Genomic DNA, 20,308 nt, shown 5'->3' on the forward strand with positions numbered 1-20,308 from the left:
CACACCAGCCATTGAAGAAGGGCTCTTCCTGCCCAGCAGGCGGTAGATGCTTGCAAATTCATGGTGACGAGGCTCCCGGCGGGATTGGCGCAAGGGCGCGAATCGAAAGTACCAAAAAGTCTAGGGTTGCCAACAGCCATGCGAGCACCAAAGTTATGGTGCTGCATCCCGATTTGGTGGATGGCGTTCCGTTTTCCGTGATGGCGATAGCGGTATCGCATCACTTCATGCAGAAAACTACACTCCGTCCCATGCCAAAAATGCCCCCTTGTGTGCTGGAGCACTGGTCCTCCAGCAAGGTCGATCCCGCTGCCCGCCTACCGTACTGGCACGACGTGGCGCATAACTGGGTTGATGTGCAGCCTCTGTCGCCAGGGGTGGAACTCAATGCGTCCTGGTCGCTCCTGCGCGGGCAGGACTGTTTTTTTGGCACCAAGCGCTCAACGGCCTATGAGATGCGCACCCATGCCAGGCACGTCCCTCCAGGAGAGGACATGGTGGTGGTCTCGCTACTGGAGGCAGGGCACCTGGATTTGAACGCTGCACCGGGCCAGGGCCACCGGGCACGTGTTGGCACGCTGGGAATTTATGTGCCGCAGCAGGAAGGCTGTTACCGCTGGAGCCAGTACGCGCGCCAGACCTATGTGGCACTGCCGCGCCGTGCCGTGTGGGAAGCCTTGGGCCAGCAGCCGGGCAACGCGCTGCTCTCGCCCCGGCAAGGAGTGCTCATCTCCATGCTCAGCAGCCACCTCAGCCATCTAGGGCAGCTGGCACGGGCGCCCGAAGCACTCACTGATGAGAGTTTTGCGGTACTGCTGGATGCGACGCGTGCGCTGGCATTGCTGATGCTGCGCAATCTGGGCCGGCAGGGCCTGGCCGCAGACTGTCCTGATGGACGCGAGAGTCTTCATGCGGGGCGCCGAGCAGCGGCACTGCGCTTTATGGAGCAACATGCTCACCGGCATGACCTAGATGCCGCCGCCATCGCGCAAGGCGTGGGCTGTTCACGCACGCGGCTCTATGAAGCGTTTGCCGAGCAAGGCCAATCCCTCATGGATACGCTGCGCGAGATTCGATTGCAGCGCGCACACGACATGATCGAACGCAGCACACGCCTGCATGTCGGCTCGACGGCGTGGCAATGCGGATTCGCCGATCAGTCGGCGTTCAGCAAGCTGTTCAAGGCCCGTTTCGGGTTGGCGCCATCGGACTGGTACCGCAAAAGCCTGAGTGAACTACGCGCCACAAGTAGCGCGCAGGAGAAATAAAGCTATTTTTTAAATAGCTAGGATCGCTTGACTGGCAAGGCTTCCAGGCATTTTTCATCCCAAATCGCCCGCCAATTTCCGCCATCGCCTGGACTCACCCAGCCACAGCCAGCAATTCCTGGGACGCGTCCTGCACCAGCGCCGCCGCCTCGCGCGCGGCCACGCGGCCCTCGTCGGTGGGCACGACCCAGACCTCGATGCGGCTGTCAGGCGCATGGATGGCGCAGGCGTCCTGCCCGGCGGCGCGGTTGCGCTGCACGTCGATGCGCAGGCCCGTCCAGGCCAGGCGCTGGCACACGTCCTCGCGCAACTGGGCATCGTTTTCGCCGATGCCGCCGCTGAAGGCCAGCAAATCCATGCCCTGCAGGCAGGCCGTGAGCGCGCCGGTCTCGCGCACCACGCGATGCGTGAACTGGGCGATGGCGCGCGCTGCGTCCTGGCTGCCGCCAGCCGCCTCGGCGCGCAGGCGGCGCATGTCGGCAGAGATCCCGGACACGCCCAGCAGGCCCGATTGCTTGTAGAGCAGCTTTTCGATGCGCTCGCGCGTCCAGCCCTGCTCCAGCAGGTACAGCAGCACGCCGGCATCCAGCGAGCCGCTGCGCGTACCCATCATCAGGCCGTCCAGCGCGGAAAAGCCCATGGTCGTGGCCACGCTCACCCCGCCCTGCGCGGCGCACAGGCTGGCGCCGTTGCCCAGGTGCGCCATGACCACCCGGCCATTGCCGCGGATGGTGCGCTGCTGCAGCTCGCCCATGATGTACTGGTAGGACAGGCCATGAAAGCCATAGCGGCGCACGCCCTGGCCGGTCACCTCGTGCGGCAGGGCAAAGGCGTAGTCCACCTCGGGCATGTGGGCGTGGAAGGCGGTGTCGAAGCAGGCGATCTGCGGCAGCTGCGCAAAGGCCGTGCGAAAGCGCCGGATGCCCTCCAGGTTGTGCGGCTGGTGCAGCGGCGCCAGCGAATTGAAGCGCTCCAGGCGCGCCAGCACCGCATCATCGACCAGCACGCTGTGCGTGAACTCGCCGCCGCCGTGTACCACGCGGTGCGCCACGGCGATGAAGGCCGGCGCGTCGGCCAGGCACTGCACCAGTGCGCGCAGCGCGTCCAGTGCTGCGGCGAACGGGCTGCTGCCCGCCGGCACGCTCAGCGTGCGCTGGTGTTTCTGGCCCTGGTGCTGCCAGCCCATCTCGGGCGTGCCGCCGGGCTCCAGGCCCTGGATGTTGCCCGACAGCACGTGCGGCTGCACCTCGCCACCCGCCAGCGGGTGCAGCGAGAACTTCAGCGACGACGAGCCGGCATTGACGGCAAGAATGGCCATGTCGTGTTTCCTCCTTGCAATGGGGCGGGCTGCTCAGCCCTGCTTCCAGGCGTTGTCGGCCTGCTTCTTGCGCTCGTGGTGCGCGGCCAGCACGGCCAGCACGGTGGAGGCCACGCGCACCATCGGGCCGTCGGCGCGGCTGGTCAGGGCGATCGGCACGCGCGCGCCCAGCACCAGGCCCGAGCCGCTGGCGCCGGCCAGGTATTCGAGCTGCTTGGCGATCATGTTGCCGCTCTCCAGGTCGGGCGCGGCCAGGATGTCGGCCTGGCCCGCCACCTCGGAGGCGATGCCCTTGATGCGCACGGCGTCCATGGAAATGGCGTTGTCGAAGGCCAGCGGGCCGTCCAGCAGGCCGCCCTTGATCTGGCCCCGGTCGGCCATCTTGCACAGGGCGGCTGCATCCAGCGTCGAGGGGATGCCGGCCGTCACCGTCTCCACTGCCGACAGGATGGCCACCTTGGGCTGCTCGATGCCCATGATCTGCGCGAACTCGATGGCGTTCTGGATGATGTCGGCCTTCTCGGGCAGCGTCGGGCGGATGTTGATGGCCGCGTCGGTGATGATGAGCGGCTTGGCGTACAGCGGCACGTCGAAGCGGAAGATGTGCGACAGGCGCCGGCCGGTGCGCAGCGCCGGCTGGCACAGCACGGCCTTGAGCAGCTCGTCGGTGTGCAGGCTGCCCTTCATGATCATGTCCACCTCGCGGCGCGCAGCCAGGTCGGCAGCCATCTCGGCGGCGGCGTGGCTGTGCTCGACCGAGATGATGGCCGCGCCTTGCAAGTTGATGCCGGCTTCCTCGGCCACGCGGCGGATGCGGCCCTCGGGGCCGATCAGCACCGGCTGGATCAGGCCGTGGTTGGCCGCGTCCATGGCGCCCGACAGCGAGCCGGCATCGACCGGATGCACCACCGCGCAGCGCATGATGGGCAGGCCCTGCACCTTGTCCAGCAGGGCGTTGAAGCGCGCCTCGGGGTCGAACAGCTGGATCTGCGGCGCGTTGATGCGCTGCACGCGCACTTTCTGCGTGGGCGGCATCAGATTGGCCTCGCCCTTGAGCACCACGTCGCCGCCCTGGTTGGTCACCAGGCAGTCCATCTTGACGCGCTTTTTCTCGTCGTTCTTCTCGCTCACCGTGGCCAGCACGGTGAGCGTGTCGCCGATGCGCACCGGGCGGGTGAACTTCAGGTCCTGGCCCAGATAAATGGTGCCGGGGCCGGGGAACTGCGTGCCGAACAGCGCCGAGATCAGCGCCGCGCCCAGCATCCCGTGGGCAATCACGCCGTTGAACATGGTGGCGTCGGCGTATTCCGGGTTCAGGTGCGCCGGGTTGATGTCGCCCGAGACGGCGGCAAAGGCCTGGATGTCCTGCAGCGTCACGGTGCGCAGCAGCCGGGCGCTCTGGCCCACGCTGAGCTCGTCGTAGGTGACGTTTTCCATCCAGATGGGCGTGTCGTTGTCGTGTTCGGCAGTGGTGTTCATGTCGGGGCTGGGTTGCTGTGGTGGTTCGGTATCGGATGGGCCGGGCAGGCTCAATCCATGGCGTGGACGCCGCCGTCCACGTAGATGGTCTGGCCGGTCATGCCGCTGGCCGCATCCATGCACAGGAAGGCGCTGAGCTGGGCGATCTCGTCGAGCGTCACCAGGCGCTGCAGCGGCGCCTTGGCCTGGGCCGTGGCCATCAGCGTGTCGAAGTTGGCGATGCCCGAGCCGGCGCGCGTGAGGATGGGCCGGGCGAGACGGCGTGTACGCGGATGTTCTTCGGCCCGAGTTCCATGGCCATGTAGCGCACCATGGATTCGAGCGCTGCCTTCACCGGCCCCATCAGGCCGTAGTTGGGCACGGCCTCGCCCGAGCCGAGGTAGGTCATGGACAACATGCTGCCGCCTTGCGGCATGTGCGGCACGCACAGGCGCGCCAGCTCGGCAAAGCTGTGGCAGGAGATGCTCATGGCGCGGCCAAAGCCCTCGCGCGAGCTGTCCACCACGTCGCCGTGCAAATCCGAGAGCGGCGCCCAGGCGATGGAGTGGATGACGAAATCGAGCTGGCCGAATTTGTCCACGGCGTGCTGCACGGTGGCTTCGAGTTCGCCCGGCACCTCCACGTCGCAGTTGACCAGGTCGATGCCCAGCGGCTCGGTATGCGGCTCGACGAAGCGGCGCGCCTTGTCGTTGAGGCAGGTGGCGACCACCTCGGCGCCCATCTGGCGTGCCAGGCGAGCGCAGCCAAAGGCGATGCTGCTGTCGTTGGCGATGCCGAGGATCAGGCCTTTCTTGCCGGCCAGGCTGAACAGGGAAGAGGTCATGGGTCAGAAAAAGTGTGGGAAGGCACGGCCCGCGCGGGCAGCCCGGGCGGGAAGGAAAAACGATGGGAGGGCCGCTCTCGCGTGAGCCGATGCGGCCTTGCAGGAGGCGCGCTCAGGCGTCCAGGCCGTCGAACAGCGGGCGCAGGTTCAGCCCCGGCGCCTCGGCATCGAAGCCCTGCGTCAGCAGGCGGTCGTTGGCGGTGAGCAGGATGTCGCGCGTGGCCGGCGCGCCGACCTGTTCGCTGCGCGCCATGCGCACCACCACGTCGTAGCGCATGACCAGCAGGCCGCGCAGCTCCTCGCGCATCCGCACCTGGCGCGAGGCCGTGCGGCTGGCGGCGCAGGCGGCATCGCATTCCAGGGCGTTCTGGATGTCCGCCGGGGTCTGCAGCGGGATGTCCAGCGCACGGCCCAGGAAGGCGATGCGCGCGCTCACCGCCGCCATGTGCCCGACCATGCGATCCAGCCGCGTGGCGATGGCCTCCTGGCCGGGCGCGAGCGGCGTGTCGATGGTGGCGTCAGTCGGCATAGCGTGTCATCACATAGGTGCCGGGGGCGTCGCACAGCGCCTGCTTGGCCGGGATCGGCGTGGCGGCCACTGGCTGGCCCGAGCGGGCGGCGATCCAGTCGTGCATCGCCACCCACCACGAACCCTGCTCGACCGGCGCCTGGGCCTTCCACTCGTCGGGGTCGATCCAGCCAGTGTTGTCCTCGACACTGCCCAGCTGGTAGCTGCGCCGTGGCCGGCCCGGCTCGCTGACGATGCCGGCGTTGTGCCCGCCCTCGGCCAGCACGAAGGTCACGTGGGTGTCGGTCTGCAGGTGGACTTTGTAGACCGACTTCCAGGGCGAGACGTGGTCGCGCGTGGTGGCCACGACCATCATCGGCGCCTGGATGTCCATCAGCGCCAGGGTGGAGCCGGCGAAGCGGTACTGCCCGGCGGCCAGCGCGTTGTTCAGGAACAGCGAATTCAGGTACTCCGAGTGCATCCGCGCCGGCAAGCGCGTGGTGTCGGCGTTCCAGCTCATCAGGTCGAAGCTGGCGTCATCCTCGCCCAGCAGGTAGCGGCGCGTGTTGCGGCCCCACAGCAGGCCGCGCGAGGCCAGATAGACGAAGGAGCCGCCCATCTGCTTGCCCGACAGGTAGCCGCGCTGGTTCATGGACTCGCGCAGCGTGGCCAGCTGCGCCTCGTCGATGAACACGCCGAGTTCGCCCGGCTCGGAGAAGTCCGTCTGCGCCGCCAGCAGGATGACCGAGGCCAGCTCGGGCAGGTCGGCGGGGATCAGCGCTTCTTCCTTGGCCGTGCGCTGGCCCTTCTTGCGCCGCGTGATGCGGCCGATGGCAGCGGCGGCCATCGCCAGGAAGGTGCCGCCCAGGCAGTAGCCCATGGTGTGCAGGCGCGCCGCGCCGCTGCTGGCGCGTGCCGCGGCCATGGCGGCCAGCACGCCGCTGCTCAGGTAGTCCTGCATCTTCAGGTCGCGGTCTTCAGGGCCGGGGTTGCGCCACGACACCATGAACACCGTATGGCCCTTGTCCACCAGGTACTTGACCATGGAGTTGTGCGGCGACAAGTCCAGGATGTAGTACTTCATGATGCACGAGGGCACGATCAGCACCGGCTCGGGCAGCACCTTGTCGGTGCTGGGGCTGTAGCGGATCAGCTCGATCAGGTCGTTGCGGAACACTACCTTGCCGGGCGTGACGGCCACGTCCTTGCCGACGGCGTACTCCAGCGGCTCCAGCTCCTCGGCTGCCGTGTCCGGGCGCGCCGACAGCTGCTCGCGCAAGTCCTGCAGGAAGAACTGCAGGCCATCTTGCAGCGAGCGGCCCTGCGTCTCCTGCGCGGTGCGCAGCACCTCGGGGTTGGTGGCCAGCCAGTTGGAGGGCGACAGCGCATCCAGCGTCTGCCCGGTGAAGAAGCTCACCATGTGCTGGTGGTGGCGCGACATGCCGTCGTCCTGCTGCGCCAGCTCGCGCCACCAGGTGTCGGCGGCCTTGTAGTTTTCCTTGAAGACGTTGTAGGGCCACTGGCTCCAGCCGGCATCGGCGAAGCGGCCATCCTTTTCCACCGGGGACTCCTCGCCAGCCGGACGGCTGAGGTTGCCCAGCGCCTGCATCGACAGCTCCAGCGCGCGCTGCGCCAGCACGGCCTGGCGGCCCGGCGAGGTCAGCAGGTGCATGGCCCAGTCGGCATGGGCCAGGCCCAGGGCGATGGGCGACAGGCCGCTGAAAGCCTTGGCCAGCTGCCCGCGCACCGAGGCGTCGAGGTCACGCGCGGCCTGACGTTGGACGCCACGGGGGGAGGCGGAATCGGAAGAGGAATTCATGCCACAAAGTCTCCACGGTAACAAGTACAACCAAAATACAACCAAACGTATTGTGCCTATAGGGTAACCCCTAATTCTTGACGCGCGTCAAATGAGCACCCGCGCCACCGGGCATCAGGCGGGACGGTGTCGGATCCAGTCCACGGCCCGCTCGGCGATCATGACCGTCGGCGCATTGGTGTTGCCGCTGACGATGCGCGGCATGATGGATGCGTCCACCACGCGCAGGCCCGGCACGCCATGCACGCGCAACTGCGCGTCCACCACGTCCTGCGGCCCCGGCCCCATGCGGCAACTGCCCACCGGGTGGTAGATGGTATCGGCGTGCTGGCGCACGAATTGAGCCATCTCGCCATCGCTGCGCGCCTGCGCCGAGGCCGGCAACTCGCGCGCGCCGTGCTGCGCCAGGGCCGGCTGCTGCAGGATATGGCGCGTCAGGCGCACGCCGCGCACCAGCCGCACCAGATCGTCCGCGTCGTCCAGGAAGGCCGGATCGACCAGCGGCGGCGCCAGCGGGTCGCTGCTGGCCAGGCACACGCTGCCACGGCTTTTGGGCTGCAGCAGGCAGACGTGGCACGAATAGCCGTGGCCCCAGCTGGCCGTGCGGCCATGGTTGACCAGCTTGCCGGTCACGAAATGCAGTTGCAGATCGGGCGCGGCCTCGCCGGGCTGGCTCCTGATGAAGCCGCCGGCCTCGGCGAAGTTGGTGGTCAACATGCCGCTGCGCCGGCTGCGCCACTCCTGCATGGCACGCAGCACGCGCCAGGCGCCAGTGGCCGACAGGCCGAACAAATCGGTCAGCGCCGGGGCGTCGAACACCAGCACCACGTCCGGGTGGTCGTGCAGGTGCCGGCCCACGCCCGGCAGGTCGTGCTGCACGGCGATGCCGTGGCGCTGCAGCTGCGGCCCTGGGCCGATGCCCGACAGCAGCAGCAACTGCGGCGACAGCAGCGCTCCGGCACTGAGCAGCACCTCGCGCGTGGCCTGCACGGTGCGCCGCTGGCCGCCTTGCACATACTCCACGCCCGTGGCGCGCCGGCCTTCGCCCAGCACGATGCGCGTGGCATGTGCGCCGGTGATGACATGCAGATTGGGCCGCCCCAGATGCGGCGTCAGATAGCCCTTGGCCACGCTGTGGCGCTCGCCGCCCTTGTGCGTGACCTGGTACAGGCCCACGCCTTCGAGCTGCGCGCCGTTGAAATCCGGGTTGCGCGCGTAGCCGGCCTGCACGCCGGCCTCGACGAAATCGCGGCTGATGCGGTGCGGCGCCAGCAGATCGGCCACGTTCAGCGGCCCGCCCGTGCCGTGCCAGTCATCGGCGCCGCGCTCGTTGTGTTCGGCACGCCGAAACCACGGCAGCACATCGCTCCAGCCCCAGCCGGGATTGCCGGCGTCGCGCCAATGGTCGTAGTCGCCGGCGTGGCCGCGCGCGTAGATCATGGCGTTGACCGAACTGGAGCCGCCCAGCACCTTGCCGCGCGGCTGGTAGCCGCGCCGCCCGCCCAGGCCGGGCTGCGGCGTGGTGTCGATGCGCCAGTTGTGCGCGCCGGTGGCGGCCATCGCCGCCAGGCCACCGGGGCAGTGGATCAGCGCGCTGGCATCGGCCTTGCCGGCCTCCAGCAGGCACACGCGCACGGCGGGGTCTTCGCTCAGGCGTCCGGCCAACACGCAGCCCGCCGAGCCGCCGCCAATCACTACGTAGTCATACATGGGTCTGTCTCCTGGTTGGTGGCCTGCCCCTGTCGCCCGCCCGTCGCCCGCCCGTCACCCGTCTGTTGCCCGTCTGTTGCCCATCTGTCGCCACCGGTGTCCCGCCGGCGCCCGGCCAGCCGGGGGAATGCCGATACGATCAGGGGGTTTGGCCGTTTGTGTTTGTTTGTTTTTTTCTTTGCAAAGGATTCTTTATATGACGATTTCGACCGTAGGCATCATTGGCGCCGGCACCATGGGCAACGGCATCGCGCAGGCCTGCGCCGTGGTGGGCATCAACGTGGTGATGGTGGACATCTCGGAAGCTGCCGTGCAAAAGGGCATCGCCACCGTCTCGGGCAGCCTCGATCGCCTGCTCAAGAAGGAAAAAATCAGCGCCGAGGCCAAGGACGCCGCCCTGGCGCGCATCAAGGGCTCGACCAGCTACGACGACCTCAAGGGCGCGCAGATCGTGATCGAGGCGGCCACCGAGAACTACGAGCTCAAGCTCAAGATCCTCAAGCAGATCGACGAGCTGGTCGACCCCGAGGTCATCATCGCCTCCAACACCTCCTCGATCTCGATCACCAAGCTGGCCGCCGCCACCAGCCGCGCCGACAAGTTCATCGGCATGCACTTCTTCAACCCCGTGCCCATGATGGCGCTGGTCGAGCTGATTCGCGGCCTGCAGACCTCGGACGCGACGCACGACGCCGTCAAGGAGTTGGCCGAGCGCCTGGGCAAGACGCCCATCACCGTCAAGAACGCGCCTGGCTTCGTAGTCAACCGCATCCTGGTGCCCATGATCAACGAGGCTTTCTTCGTGCTGGCCGAAGGCCTGGCCACGCCCGAGGACATCGACGCCGGCATGAAGCTGGGCTGCAACCAGCCCATCGGCCCGCTGGCCCTGGCCGACATGGTGGGCCTGGACGTGTGCCTGGCCGTCATGGACGTGTACCTGGCCGAGTTCGGCGACAGCAAGTACCGCGCCTGCCCGCTGCTGCGCGAATACGTGGCCGCAGGCCGCCTGGGCCGCAAGACCAAGCAAGGCGTGTACAGCTACTAAAATCATAGCTGTCAGCGCTTGTCTGGCAAGGCTTTAAGCCGAAAATCACCATCAATATGAACATGCAGCCGGCCGACCTGCGGGCGTGCCGGCTGCGGCCATGATGGTGGTGGCCTTCCACCCCGCCTCCTGCCCCGCCCCGCCGCCAGTCCCGTCCGCCCGACCATGAAACTCGCCCTGCTGTCCGACATCCACGCCAACCTGCCGGCGCTGCAGGCCGTGCTGGCCCACGCCCGCGCCCAGGGGCCGAGCAGTTCGCGCTGCTGGGCGACCTGGTCGGCTACGGCGCCGAGCCGGCGCCGGTGCTCGATGCGTGCATGTCGCTGGTAGCCGGCGGCGCGCTGGCCGTGCGCGGCAACCATGACCAGGCCAGCATCGACCCGCCGGCCAACCCGCAGAACCTGGGCGAGCAAAGCGCACAGTGGACGGCGCCGCACCTGAACGCGCAGCAGCGCGCCTTTCTGGCCGGGCTGCCGCTCACCGCCCGCGCCGGGCCGCAGGTGCTGCTGGTACACGCCAGCGCCGACGCGCCCGAGCGCTGGCACTACGTCACCGACAGCAACGCCGCCGAGCGCAGCATGGCGGCGGCCACGCAGCTCGACCCGGCCATCCGCTACGTCTTCAGCGGCCACGTGCATGAGCAGGCGCTGTACTTCCTCACGCCCACGGCCAAGCTGATGCGGTTTTCGCCACGCCCCGGCGTGCCGGTGCCGGTGCCGCCGCACCGCCAGTGGCTGGCCATCGTCGGCTCGTGCGGCCAGCCGCGCGACGGCGACGTGCGCGCCATGTATGCGCTGTTCGACGAGGCCGCCGCGCACATCACCTTCCACCGCGTGGCCTACGACCACCTGGCCGAAGTGGCCGCCGTGCGCGCCGCCGGCCTGCCCGCCTTCTTTGCCGAGCGGCTGGAGCGCGGGCTCTGACAGCCCCCGCCCACTTGCCAGCGCAACGGCCCCCATCCTCGTCCCACCGCCGGCACCAGCGTGCTCGTGAGCCTGCCGGCGCACCCGCCATGACGCCGCCCCAGCGCAGCAACTTCCATCCGCAATACCGCCCCGACATCGACGGCCTGCGCGCCCTGGCCATCCTGCCGGTGCTGGCCTTTCACGCCTTTCCCAGCCTGGCGCCGGGCGGCTTTGCCGGGGTGGACATCTTCTTCGTCATCTCCGGCTACCTGATCGGGCTGATCATCCTGCGCAGCCTGCAGCGCGGCAGCTTTCGCTTCGCCGAGTTCTATGCCCACCGGGTGCGGCGCATCTTCCCGGCGCTGGCGGCAGTGCTGGCCGCCAGCTTGCTGGCTGGCTGGTTCGTGCTGCTGCCGCAGGAATACCGGCTGCTGGGCAAGCACGTGCTCACCAGCGCCGCCTTCCTGCAGAACTTTGCCCTGCAGCGCGAGGCCGGCTACTTCGACGTGGCCTCGGACGGCAAGCCGCTGCTGCACCTGTGGTCGCTGGCCGTGGAGGAGCATTTCTATCTGCTGTTTCCCCTGCTGGCCTGGGCCTTGTGGCGGCTGGGACGCAGCGCCATGTGGCTCGGCCTGCTGCTGGCGGCGACCGGCTCGCTGCTCTGGGGCGCGCTGGGCGGCATCGACGCCACCGCCGCCTTCTACTGGCCGCACCTGCGCGCCTGGGAGCTGCTGGCCGGCGCCCTGCTGGCGCACTGGCAGATCACGCGCGAGACCACGCGCCAGACCGCGCACACCAGCAGCCCGGGCGCGCACGCCGGGCAGCACCTGGCGGCCTGGCTGGGCCTGACGGCCATCGCCGGCAGCGTGCTGGGCCTGGACTCCAGCACCCGCTGGCCTGGCTGGGCCGCTTTGCTGCCAGTCAGCGGCGCGGCACTGCTGATTGCCGCCGGCAGCCAGGCCTGGCCCAACCGCCACCTGCTGGCCTGGCGCCCGCTGGTCTGGGTCGGCCTGATCAGCTATCCGCTGTATCTGTGGCACTGGCCGCTGCTGGTGTTGCTGCGCATCGTCGAAGGAGGCCAGCCGCCGCTGCTACTGCGCCTGGCGGCGGTAGCCCTCAGCGTACTGCTGGCCGCCCTGACCTGGCGCTACATCGAGCGCCCGCTGCGCCGCCGCCCCGGCCCCCGGGTGGTCGCCGGCCTGTGCGTACTGCTGGCGCTGCTGGCTGGCCTGGGCTGGGCGGTGAAGCGCCACGCTGGCCTGCCCCAGCGCTTGCCGCCGGACATGGCCGCCGCCCTGGCCGTGCTGGATGCGCCCGACCGGCCCTGGCTGCCCGGGCAGCAGCAGGCCGATTGCCAGGCGCAGCTGCAGGGCCTGCTGCCGCAGTCGGTGGCTTCGCTGATGTTCTGCCGACGCGTGCCGGGCACCGAGCGCTACAACACCGTGCTGCTGGGCGACTCGCACGCGGTCAGCCTCTACCCCGGACTGGTGCAGGCACTGGCCGGCAGCCCCTGGCAAGCCGAGCACATGGGCTTTGCCCTGGCAGCCCCGCTGTGGGGCCTGGTGGCTGGCGGCCCCGACCCGGCCACGGACGAATGGATCGGCATCCGGCGCGCCGGCAATGAGGCCATCCGCCGCCATGTACTGGCCACCCCCGGGCTGCACACCGTCATCCTGGATGCCCGCTGGCCGGCCTATCTGCACGGCGTCGGCTTCGGCGAGGCCGATGCCCAGGTGCGCGGCAGCGTGTATTCCGACCTGCCCGGCGTGCCAGCCGACAACGCCCTGCTTTTCGAGGCGGCGCTGCGCAACACCCTGGGCCAGCTCAGCGCTGCCGGCCGGCAAGTGGTGTTTGTCTTCGACGCCCCGGAGCTGGGCTTTGCCGCCCCATCGTGCCTGCCGGCCCGGCCCTGGAGCTGGCGCGCGCAAGCCGCGCGCACCCCTTGCGCCATCGCGCGCCAGGACTACGAGGCGCGCAGCCAGGCCTACCGGGCCTTGGTCAACCGCGTGCTGGCGGACTTCCCGCAAGTCCTGCCCGTCGATGGCGCGCCGGCCTTCTGCGATGACCAGTGGTGCTGGGGAATGCAGGGCGGCGAACTGCTGTACTACGACAGCAACCACATCACCCGCGCCGGTGCGCTGCGCCTGGGGCAGCGCATCCGGCAGGCGCTGGAGCGCCAGCAAACACAACCACAAGCGCAAGCGCGCTGATCATGGCGCTGGGCGCAGCAGCGCCGCGCCCGCCCGACCTGCGACCCGGGCATTCGCAGCCCAGCGGCGAATGGCTGCACGCAACCTGCGCTGATAGCTGCCATCCACAGGCATTTGGGCGACCCGCTCCAGTCTTGGAGAGAAACAGGTCTGCCACATCCAGGCAGTACCCCACGCGCCCTCCAGTATTCGGGCTTTGCACGCGATGCACCCGCTCAAGCCAGCCCTCGGGCAGCAGGGCCGTCTCAGGCCCCACCCCCAGGATCGCCTAACTGCCGATGATGATGAACTCGTACTGATCGGTGATTTCCGCAGCGGCGCGGATGATGTGCTCCAGCTCCTGCCGGGTCATGACCACTCCTGCGCTGCCGCCTCCCGAGCCGTCTCACCCGGCGCGCCCAGCGTGATTGCGCCCCTGAGCTGGGCCGCCTGGGCGAGCAAGCCCTGGCGCACCTCCTGGGGCAGTACCGTGACCAAGGGAGACGCCTGGCGCAATTGCTGCGCCCGCTGGCTGCGACCCAGTATCCGGCGCCAGTCGCCCGCATCCAGCAGGCGCAGCCACTCGCGCCACAGCGGTGCCGAGCGCGCCGCAACCGCTCCCCCAGTTGCAGCAACAGTTGGCGCTCCAGCAGAAGATTCGGTTCGAGACTGATCATCTGGTCAAACAGAACAAGGCTGCTGCCGTCACGCTGTCCTGGCCGCCCCCCGCTTGCGCGCCGGGCGGCTGGCGGCCACGGGCAGCAAGCTGGTGATGCGCTGGTACAGCGTGAACAGAAAGGCCACGCGCTCGGCGTCGTTCCTGTAGCTTTTGGGGCCGCCGGCGAGCTGGTAGGCGCGATCGACTGCGGCGTCCAGCCGCTGGTGCGCGCGCAGCAGCGCGGGCGGCATGGTCAGCGGGTCGTACAGGTCGGCCAGGCTGCTGCCGGCGAACTGGGCGCGGGCATCAAGCACCGCCTTCGCTTCTTTTTCTATAGCTGCCATCGCTTGTCTGTATTGGGTTTCAGCCGTTTTTGCCTGTGAATCCAGGCCGCACAAGGGCCAGGGGAAGTTGTTGTAGACGATGGCGGCGGAGTAGCGGTAGTCGCTTTTCAGGCGACCGCAGACGGCGCGCACCCAGGCGTTGTGCATGGTGCTGGAGAGGATGCCGAAGTGGAACAAGGACGCTTCGTATACCGCCAAGCAAAGGTTGCTGACGATCAGGTTGGGCTGGCTGAAGCCGATGGGGATGAATGTGCGCCGCTCGGACGACACGCTGGGCACGACGATGAAGGAGCCTTCGACGTGCGAAACGAAGGCGAAGGTGGAAGGCGTCGCAGCAAGGTCGCGGGTGGCTTGCCGTTTGCTATCCAAGCGAAAGCGACGCACTGCCTCCAGCCGTGCCAACACTGTTTTGCTCCTGCGAAAGAGAGACGGAGGGCAATCTTTCAGCCAGAGGCAGTAACGCTCGCCTCCATTGATGAATTCCTCCGCTCCAAGAAACAGACGCACGTAGGGCGAAAGTTCTGGTGCTTCAGCCGCAAGCTCGGCCGCCTCTTCAGGTGTCAAAACGAGATGGCCACCGTCAATGGGCTGATTGCCGAAACTGATCTGCGGCACATCGCAGATCGGCCTGCTGCGCCGCGCCAGCACCACGTCCGGCCCGTCGATCAGATACGGATTGATGTTGGCCGCCGGCACGGCCTGCGGCTCGCCCCGGATGTCGGCGTACTCGTAGATGACCTTGCCCGGGCGATCCTGCAGCCCGAAGCCGACGATCACGCAATGCACCGCCGCCTTGCCGCGCGCCTCGTTGCTCCAGGCAAAGGTGCGGTGCGCGAACTGGATATGCACGCCCTGCGCCAGCAGCCAGCCCCACAGCACGCCGACCTGCTCGCCCTGGGTAATGCTGTTGGTGGAGACGAAGGCCGCGCGCGGCAGTGCGGCTTTGCGCATGAAATCAGCCTCAAACCCTTGTCCAGCAAGCGCTGACAGCTCCTTATTCGATAGTAAATCCGAAGCGCTGCGCAGGTAGCGGGCGGCTTTCACATACCAGGCGGCAACAAAGTCCAGCAGGCCCGCGCCGTCGATGCCGGCAAACACGGCGCGCGCGTCCTCGCGCTGCGTGTCGTCCAGAAACTTGGCGCCGACGAATGGCGGGTTGCCCAGCACATAGCTGCACTGCGCCGCCGGCAGCACCTCGTTCCAGTCCAGCGCGAGGGCGTTGCCATGCACGATGCCGGGGCTGGTGACCAGCGGGATGCGGGCGAAGTACAGGCCGAACTCCTCGCTCACGCGCAGGTTCATCTGATGATCGACCAGCCACAGCGCGACCTGGGCGATCTGCGCCGGGAATTCCTCAATCTCGATGCCGTGGAACTGATCGACGTTGACGCCGATCAGCGCGTGGACATCCACGCTGCGCTGGCCGGCATGGCCCGAGAGCTGGGCAGCGGCACGCAGGACTTGCAGCTCCAGCAGGCGCAGTTCGCGGTAGCTGATGACCAGGAAATTGCCGCAGCCGCACGCTGGATCGAAAAAATTCAGGGAGCGCAGCTTCTTGTGGAACTCGAACAGCCGGTTGCGCTGGTTTTTCACGCGCGCGAACTCGGCGCGCAGCTCGTCGAGGAACAGCGGGCCGATCAGCTTGAGGATGTTTTCCTCGCTGGTGTAGTGCGCGCCCAGGTTGCGCCGGGCGCCGGCGTCCATGATGCTCTGGAACAGGCTGCCGAAAATCGCCGGGCTGATGGCCGACCAGTCCAGCGCGCAGGCGTCCAGCAGCGCCTCACGCGTGGGCGCGTCGAACTCGGCCAGCGGCAGCATCTCGGCAAACAGCCGCCCGTTGATGTAGGGGAAGGCGGCGAGTTGCTCGTCCAGGTTCTTGCTGCGCTGCGCCTCGGGCGTGTTGAGCACCTGAAAAAACTGCGCCAGCCGCGCGCCGGTGTCGCTGCCGTCGGCGGCGGTGCGCTCCTCGATCAGGTCGCGAAAGCCCTGCGCCGGGAAAATCGCCGTGTCGTCGGCGAACAGGCAAAACAGCAGGCGCACCAGCAGCACCTCCAGCGCATGGCCGCCGTAGCCGCTGGCCTTGAGCGCATCGTGCAGCCGGCCCATGCGCTCGGCAGCGCGGATGTTGACGGGGTTTTGCGGCGTGATGACCTGCGCCCTGTAGCCGGCGATGAAGCCGAACCAGCGCACGTGCTGGTGCAGGTCTTGCAGGGCGAAGGTGATCTCGCGCCGGCTGTCCAGGTCGATCACGCGGAAACTGGCGAAGTCGCACAGCACCAGGGTGTGCGGCAGGTCGCGCTCGGGCAGGCCGGGGAAGTAGTCCATGGCTTGGTCGAAGGCCGGCGAAAGCGGCTTGCCGCGCGACTTGTGCTCGACCAGCAACTCGCCGGGCCACAACAGATCGACCCAGCCCTGGCCGCCGCCGTGCTTCTTGACGGCGTGCTCGAAGCTGGCCACGCGGCGGTTGGTGATGCCAAAGACCTCGAAGAAATCGATCCAGAACGGGATGGACTGCTGCTTTTCCTCGCTGGCGTCCTGCCAGCGGCGCGAGAAGGCCAGGGCGCGGGATTTGATCTCGTTCCAGGACAGGGGCATGGCGCAATCCGTTCGCAACTCAGACAAGGGCAGGCCGGGCGCAGGGGCCGGGCAGGGTTGCGCCGCATTCTCGCCGCGTCCTGTGTCCGGGCAAGTTTGCTGTAACCGAAGGCTTCCATACTGCCCATCCATCCCAGCCCGCCCCGCAGCCCCGACCATGAAACTGCTCGCCCCCGGCACCGAAATCGACGGCTTCACCGTGCATGAGTGCATCCACTCGGGCGGCATGGCGCACATTTACCGCGTGGGCTATGCCCATGCGGCGCGCGATCCGGGCTTTCCCATGGCCATGAAGATCCCGCGCATGACGGTGCGCGACGGCGCCGAGAACATCGTCAGCTTCGAGGTCGAGCTGGCCATCCTGCCGACCCTGAGCGGCTCGCACGTGCCGCGCTTCGTGGCTGCGGGCGACTTGCTGCGCCTGCCCTATCTGGTCATGGAGTACGTTCCCGGCCACACGCTGCAGCACTGGCTGGACGCGCACCCAGCTAGTGACCGCGCGGCGCGCAGCCCGCAGGCGATCGCCCGCATCGGCGCGGCGCTGGCCATGGCCGCGCACAGCCTGCATGAGCAAAACGTCTGCCACCTGGACTTGAAGCCGGCCAACGTCCTGCTGCGCCCCGATGGCAGCGTGGTGCTGCTGGACTTTGGCCTGTCGTGCCACGCGCACTACCCCGATCTGCTGGCCGAGGAGCTACGCAAGGCCGTCGGCTCGCCGGCCTGGATCGCGCCCGAGCAGGTGGTGGGCGTGCGCGGCGATCTGAGGAGCGACATCTTCGCCATCGGCGTGATGCTCTACGAGATGGCCACGGGCGAGTTGCCCTTTGGCGCGCCGGCCACGGCGGGCGGCCTGCGCCAGCGCCTGTGGATGACGCCGCAGCCGCCGCGCGCGCACCGCTCCGATCTGCCCGAGTGGTTGCAGGAGGTCATCCTGCGCTGCCTGGAGCCGGTGGCGGCGGCGCGCCATCCGTCGGCGGCGCACCTGGCATTCGATCTGGCCAACCCCGGGCAGGTCGCCATCACCGAGCGCGGCCAGCGCACGCGCGGGCCGGGCCTGCGCCGGCATTTCAAGCGCTGGCTGCGCGCGGCGGGGATGCACTATGAACCCAGCGCGCTGCCGCACGACCAGATCGAGCGCTCGCCCATCGTCATGGTGGCGGTGCCGCACGACGATGTGAGCGACGCCACGCTGTACTCGCTGCGCGAGGCGGTGGCGCGCTCGCTGGGCATCCGCCCGGGGGCGCGGCTGGCCTGCGTCACGGTGATCTCGGGCGCGGCGGCGAGCAACTCGGATACCGAGCGCAGCGAAACCGCGCTGCGCCGCCTGCACCTGGCGCGCCTGAAGACATGGGCGCAGCCGCTGCCGCTGGCGCAGCACAGCGTGAGCTACCACGTGCTGGAGGCGGGCGACGTGGCGCAGGCGCTGTTGCGCTATGCCGAGGGCAACCGGGTGGGCCTCATGATCCTGGGCGCGGCCACGCACGGGCTGCAGATGCAGCGCTTCATCGACACCGTGCCGATGCGCGTGGCGCGCGATGCGCCGTGTACGGTGATTCTGGTCAAGCAGCAGCTGCCGTTCGATGTGCTGGGCAGCGGTGCGCATGGTGACAATGCCGGGCATGAATCTGCCCCCGCTTCCGACCGGTGAGCCAGCCGCTGCGCCTGGCGCTTTTGCCCATCCCTACGCCTCGCTCACCCCCGACGTGGTGCTGGACGCCCTGGGCCACATCGGCCTGCACGGCGACGGGCGCCTGATGGCGCTGGCCTCGTACGAGAACCGCGTCTATCAGGTGGTGCTGGAGGACGGCAGCCGGGTGGTGGCCAAGTTCTACCGCCCCGGGCGCTGGAGCGCGACGCACATCCTGGAGGAGCACGCCTTTGCCCTGGAGCTGGCGCGCGCCGAGGTGCCGGTGGTGGCGCCCCTGGTGCTGGCGGGCAGCAGCCTGCACACGCACGCGGGCTTTGTGTTTTCCGTCAGCCCCTGGCGCGGCGGGCGCCAGCCGGAGCTGGATGATTTCGAGACGCTGGAGTGGATTGGTCGCTTCATCGCGCGGCTGCACAACGTGGGCGCGGCGCAGCCCTTCGCGCAGCGCCCAGCGCTGGACGTGGCCAGCTTCGGCCAGGAGCCGCGCGAGTGGCTGCTGGCGCACCAGGCGATTGCGCCCGAGCACGTCGCAGCCTGGCGCGAGGTCTGTGATACAGCTTTGAAAATGATAGCTGACAGCGCTTGTCCAGAGCGGGTTTCAGGCAGTTTTTGCTTGAAAGATGCCACCGTGCTGCGCCTGCACGGCGACTGCCACCCGGGCAACATCCTGTGGACGCCGCCGGACGCGGACGGCCTGGGCGGCGGGCCGCATTTCGTCGATCTGGACGATGCGCGCATGGGGCCGGCGGTGCAGGATTTGTGGATGCTGCTGTCGGGCGATCGGCGCCAGCGCACGCTGCAGCTGTCGGCGCTGCTCGACGGCTATGAGCAGCTGCGCGCGTTCGACCGGCGCGAACTGCGCCTGATCGAGCCGCTGCGCACGCTGCGCCTGATCCACTACAGCGCCTGGCTGGCGCGGCGCTTTGCGGCGGGCGACCCCACTTTTGCCATCCACTTTCCGTGGTTCGGCACGGCGCAGTACTGGGGCGAGCAGGTGCAGCTGCTGCGCGGGCAGATCGAGGCGATGGGCGAGGAGCCGCTGAACGCCTGACCGCCGCGTGTCAGGTCATCACTTGAGGGCATCACTTGAGCCGATACCAGACGCCGCGCCCGCTGCCATGCAGCTCCAGATGGTTGCGCTCGGTCAGGTCGCGAAAATGTTGCTTGAGGGTATTGCGGCTGGCTCCGGTCAGCTTGATGGCGTCCATCATCGTGACACGCCCGTGCTCCCTGGCGAACTCCACGATCTGCAAGGACAGCTCGGGCAGCGTGGCCAGCACGAGCCGTTCGCGCTCCACCTTTTTTTCCAGGCGCCGCACTTGCTCGGCCAGCGAGCGCAGGAAGAACATCAGCCACGGCTGCCAGTCGGGGCTTCGGTGCGGATGCTGCTCTGGGTCTGGCGCAGCGCCAGATAGTAGGCCTCCTTGTTCAGCTCGATCACGCTCTCCAGCGAGCTGTACGGCACATAGGCGTAACCGGCCTGGAGCAGCAGCAGGGTGGTCAATACACGGCTCAGGCGTCCGTTGCCATCCTGGAAGGGGTGGATCTCCAGAAACACCACGACGAAGATGGCGATGATCAGCAGAGGGTGCAGCTGCCCCTTGCCTTGCTCATCGTTCACCCATGACAGCAGCTCAGCCATCAACCTCGGTGTATCGAATGGCGTGGCCGTCTCGAAGACCACCCCGAGTTGCCGCCCGCTCTCATCGAAGGCGGCGACACTGTTCGAGTGGGTCTTGTACCGCCCCCGGTGGCGGGCATCCTTTTCGCTGTGGCGCAGCAGGATCTGGTGCAGCTGCTTGACGTGGTTTTCGTTGAAGGGAATGTCCTGCCAGGCACTGAAGACCAGATCCATCAGCTCAGCGTAGCCGGCCACCTCCTGCTCGTCGCGCGTGTCGAAAGATTGGATGGATAGGTTGGAGAGCAGGCGCTCCACCTCACGGTTGGTCAGCCTGCTGCCCTCGATGCGGGTGGAGGAGCCAATGCTCTCGATGGTCGCCAC

At 68.1% G+C, this 20,308-nt stretch carries 13 protein-coding genes and 2 pseudogenes; 6 read left to right on the forward strand and 9 right to left on the reverse strand.

Annotation, left to right across the window (positions count from 1 at the left end):
- Positions 1-155 precede the first annotated feature (155 nt).
- Complete coding sequence (locus tag IDM45_RS11630) at positions 156-1,268, forward strand: helix-turn-helix transcriptional regulator (RefSeq protein ID WP_232653985.1); 1,113 nt, start codon at positions 156-158, stop codon at positions 1,266-1,268.
- A gap of 94 nt (positions 1,269-1,362) precedes the next feature.
- Here IDM45_RS11630 and IDM45_RS11635 read toward each other — a convergent pair whose 3' ends face one another.
- The 6 genes and pseudogenes from IDM45_RS11635 to IDM45_RS11660 form a co-directional block, all read right to left on the reverse strand.
- Positions 1,363-2,586, reverse strand: a complete 1,224-nt coding sequence (locus tag IDM45_RS11635; RefSeq protein WP_209422986.1) for an acetate/propionate family kinase — start codon at positions 2,584-2,586, stop codon at positions 1,363-1,365.
- Positions 2,587-2,619: 33 nt separating this feature from the next.
- Positions 2,620-4,065 carry a bifunctional enoyl-CoA hydratase/phosphate acetyltransferase gene (locus IDM45_RS11640; protein WP_209422987.1) on the reverse strand — a complete coding sequence of 482 codons (1,446 nt, stop codon included), beginning with the start codon at positions 4,063-4,065 and terminating at the stop codon, positions 2,620-2,622.
- Between the two features lie 50 nt (positions 4,066-4,115).
- Positions 4,116-4,888: pseudogene (gene fabI / locus IDM45_RS11645) on the reverse strand (enoyl-ACP reductase FabI).
- Positions 4,889-5,000: 112 nt separating this feature from the next.
- Positions 5,001-5,417 (reverse strand): hypothetical protein, encoded by a 417-nt coding sequence (locus IDM45_RS11650; protein WP_209422988.1) that lies wholly within the window; start codon positions 5,415-5,417, stop codon positions 5,001-5,003.
- Positions 5,407-7,215: a PHA/PHB synthase family protein gene (locus IDM45_RS11655; protein WP_209422989.1), complete on the reverse strand. Its 1,809-nt coding sequence runs from the start codon at positions 7,213-7,215 to the stop codon at positions 5,407-5,409. The genes IDM45_RS11650 and IDM45_RS11655 overlap by 11 nt, the downstream gene beginning before the upstream one ends.
- A gap of 114 nt (positions 7,216-7,329) precedes the next feature.
- On the reverse strand, positions 7,330-8,925 hold the full coding sequence (locus tag IDM45_RS11660; RefSeq protein ID WP_209422990.1) for a GMC family oxidoreductase: 1,596 nt from the start codon (positions 8,923-8,925) through the stop codon (positions 7,330-7,332).
- A 196-nt stretch (positions 8,926-9,121) separates the two neighbouring features.
- Here IDM45_RS11660 and IDM45_RS11665 point away from each other — a divergent pair, with 196 nt between their 5' ends.
- The 3 genes and pseudogenes from IDM45_RS11665 (at position 9,122) to IDM45_RS11675 (ending at position 13,085) form a co-directional block, all read left to right on the forward strand.
- Entirely contained in the window at positions 9,122-9,970 is an 849-nt protein-coding gene (locus IDM45_RS11665; RefSeq protein ID WP_209422991.1) for a 3-hydroxybutyryl-CoA dehydrogenase, read from the forward strand.
- Positions 9,971-10,135: 165 nt separating this feature from the next.
- Positions 10,136-10,893 (forward strand): annotated as a pseudogene (locus tag IDM45_RS11670) (metallophosphoesterase family protein).
- Between the two features lie 89 nt (positions 10,894-10,982).
- Complete coding sequence (locus tag IDM45_RS11675; RefSeq protein WP_209422992.1) at positions 10,983-13,085, forward strand: acyltransferase family protein; 2,103 nt, start codon at positions 10,983-10,985, stop codon at positions 13,083-13,085.
- Between the two features lie 684 nt (positions 13,086-13,769).
- Here IDM45_RS11675 and IDM45_RS11685 read toward each other — a convergent pair.
- On the reverse strand, positions 13,770-16,661 hold the full coding sequence (locus IDM45_RS11685) for a class I SAM-dependent DNA methyltransferase (protein ID WP_209422993.1): 2,892 nt from the start codon (positions 16,659-16,661) through the stop codon (positions 13,770-13,772).
- A gap of 157 nt (positions 16,662-16,818) precedes the next feature.
- Between IDM45_RS11685 and IDM45_RS11690 the strand changes: the two genes are divergently transcribed.
- The gene (locus IDM45_RS11690) at positions 16,819-18,309 is read left to right on the forward strand and encodes a serine/threonine protein kinase (protein ID WP_209422994.1); all 1,491 of its coding nucleotides are present in this window, start codon (positions 16,819-16,821) and stop codon (positions 18,307-18,309) included.
- The gene (locus IDM45_RS11695; protein WP_232653981.1) at positions 18,281-19,357 is read left to right on the forward strand and encodes a serine/threonine protein kinase; all 1,077 of its coding nucleotides are present in this window, start codon (positions 18,281-18,283) and stop codon (positions 19,355-19,357) included. Before IDM45_RS11690 ends, IDM45_RS11695 begins: the two co-directional genes overlap by 29 nt.
- Before the next feature lie 31 nt (positions 19,358-19,388).
- On the opposite strand, the gene IDM45_RS17695 is transcribed toward IDM45_RS11695, so the two are convergent.
- Both IDM45_RS17695 and IDM45_RS17700 read right to left on the reverse strand, forming a co-directional pair.
- Positions 19,389-19,655, reverse strand: a complete 267-nt coding sequence (locus IDM45_RS17695; protein WP_233457500.1) for a hypothetical protein — start codon at positions 19,653-19,655, stop codon at positions 19,389-19,391.
- Complete coding sequence (locus IDM45_RS17700; protein WP_325168973.1) at positions 19,655-20,308, reverse strand: Fic family protein; 654 nt, start codon at positions 20,306-20,308, stop codon at positions 19,655-19,657. Before IDM45_RS17700 ends, IDM45_RS17695 begins: the two co-directional genes overlap by 1 nt.

The sequence above is a fragment of the Melaminivora jejuensis genome (genome assembly GCF_017811175.1).
Lineage (GTDB): Bacteria > Pseudomonadota > Gammaproteobacteria > Burkholderiales > Burkholderiaceae_C > Melaminivora > Melaminivora jejuensis.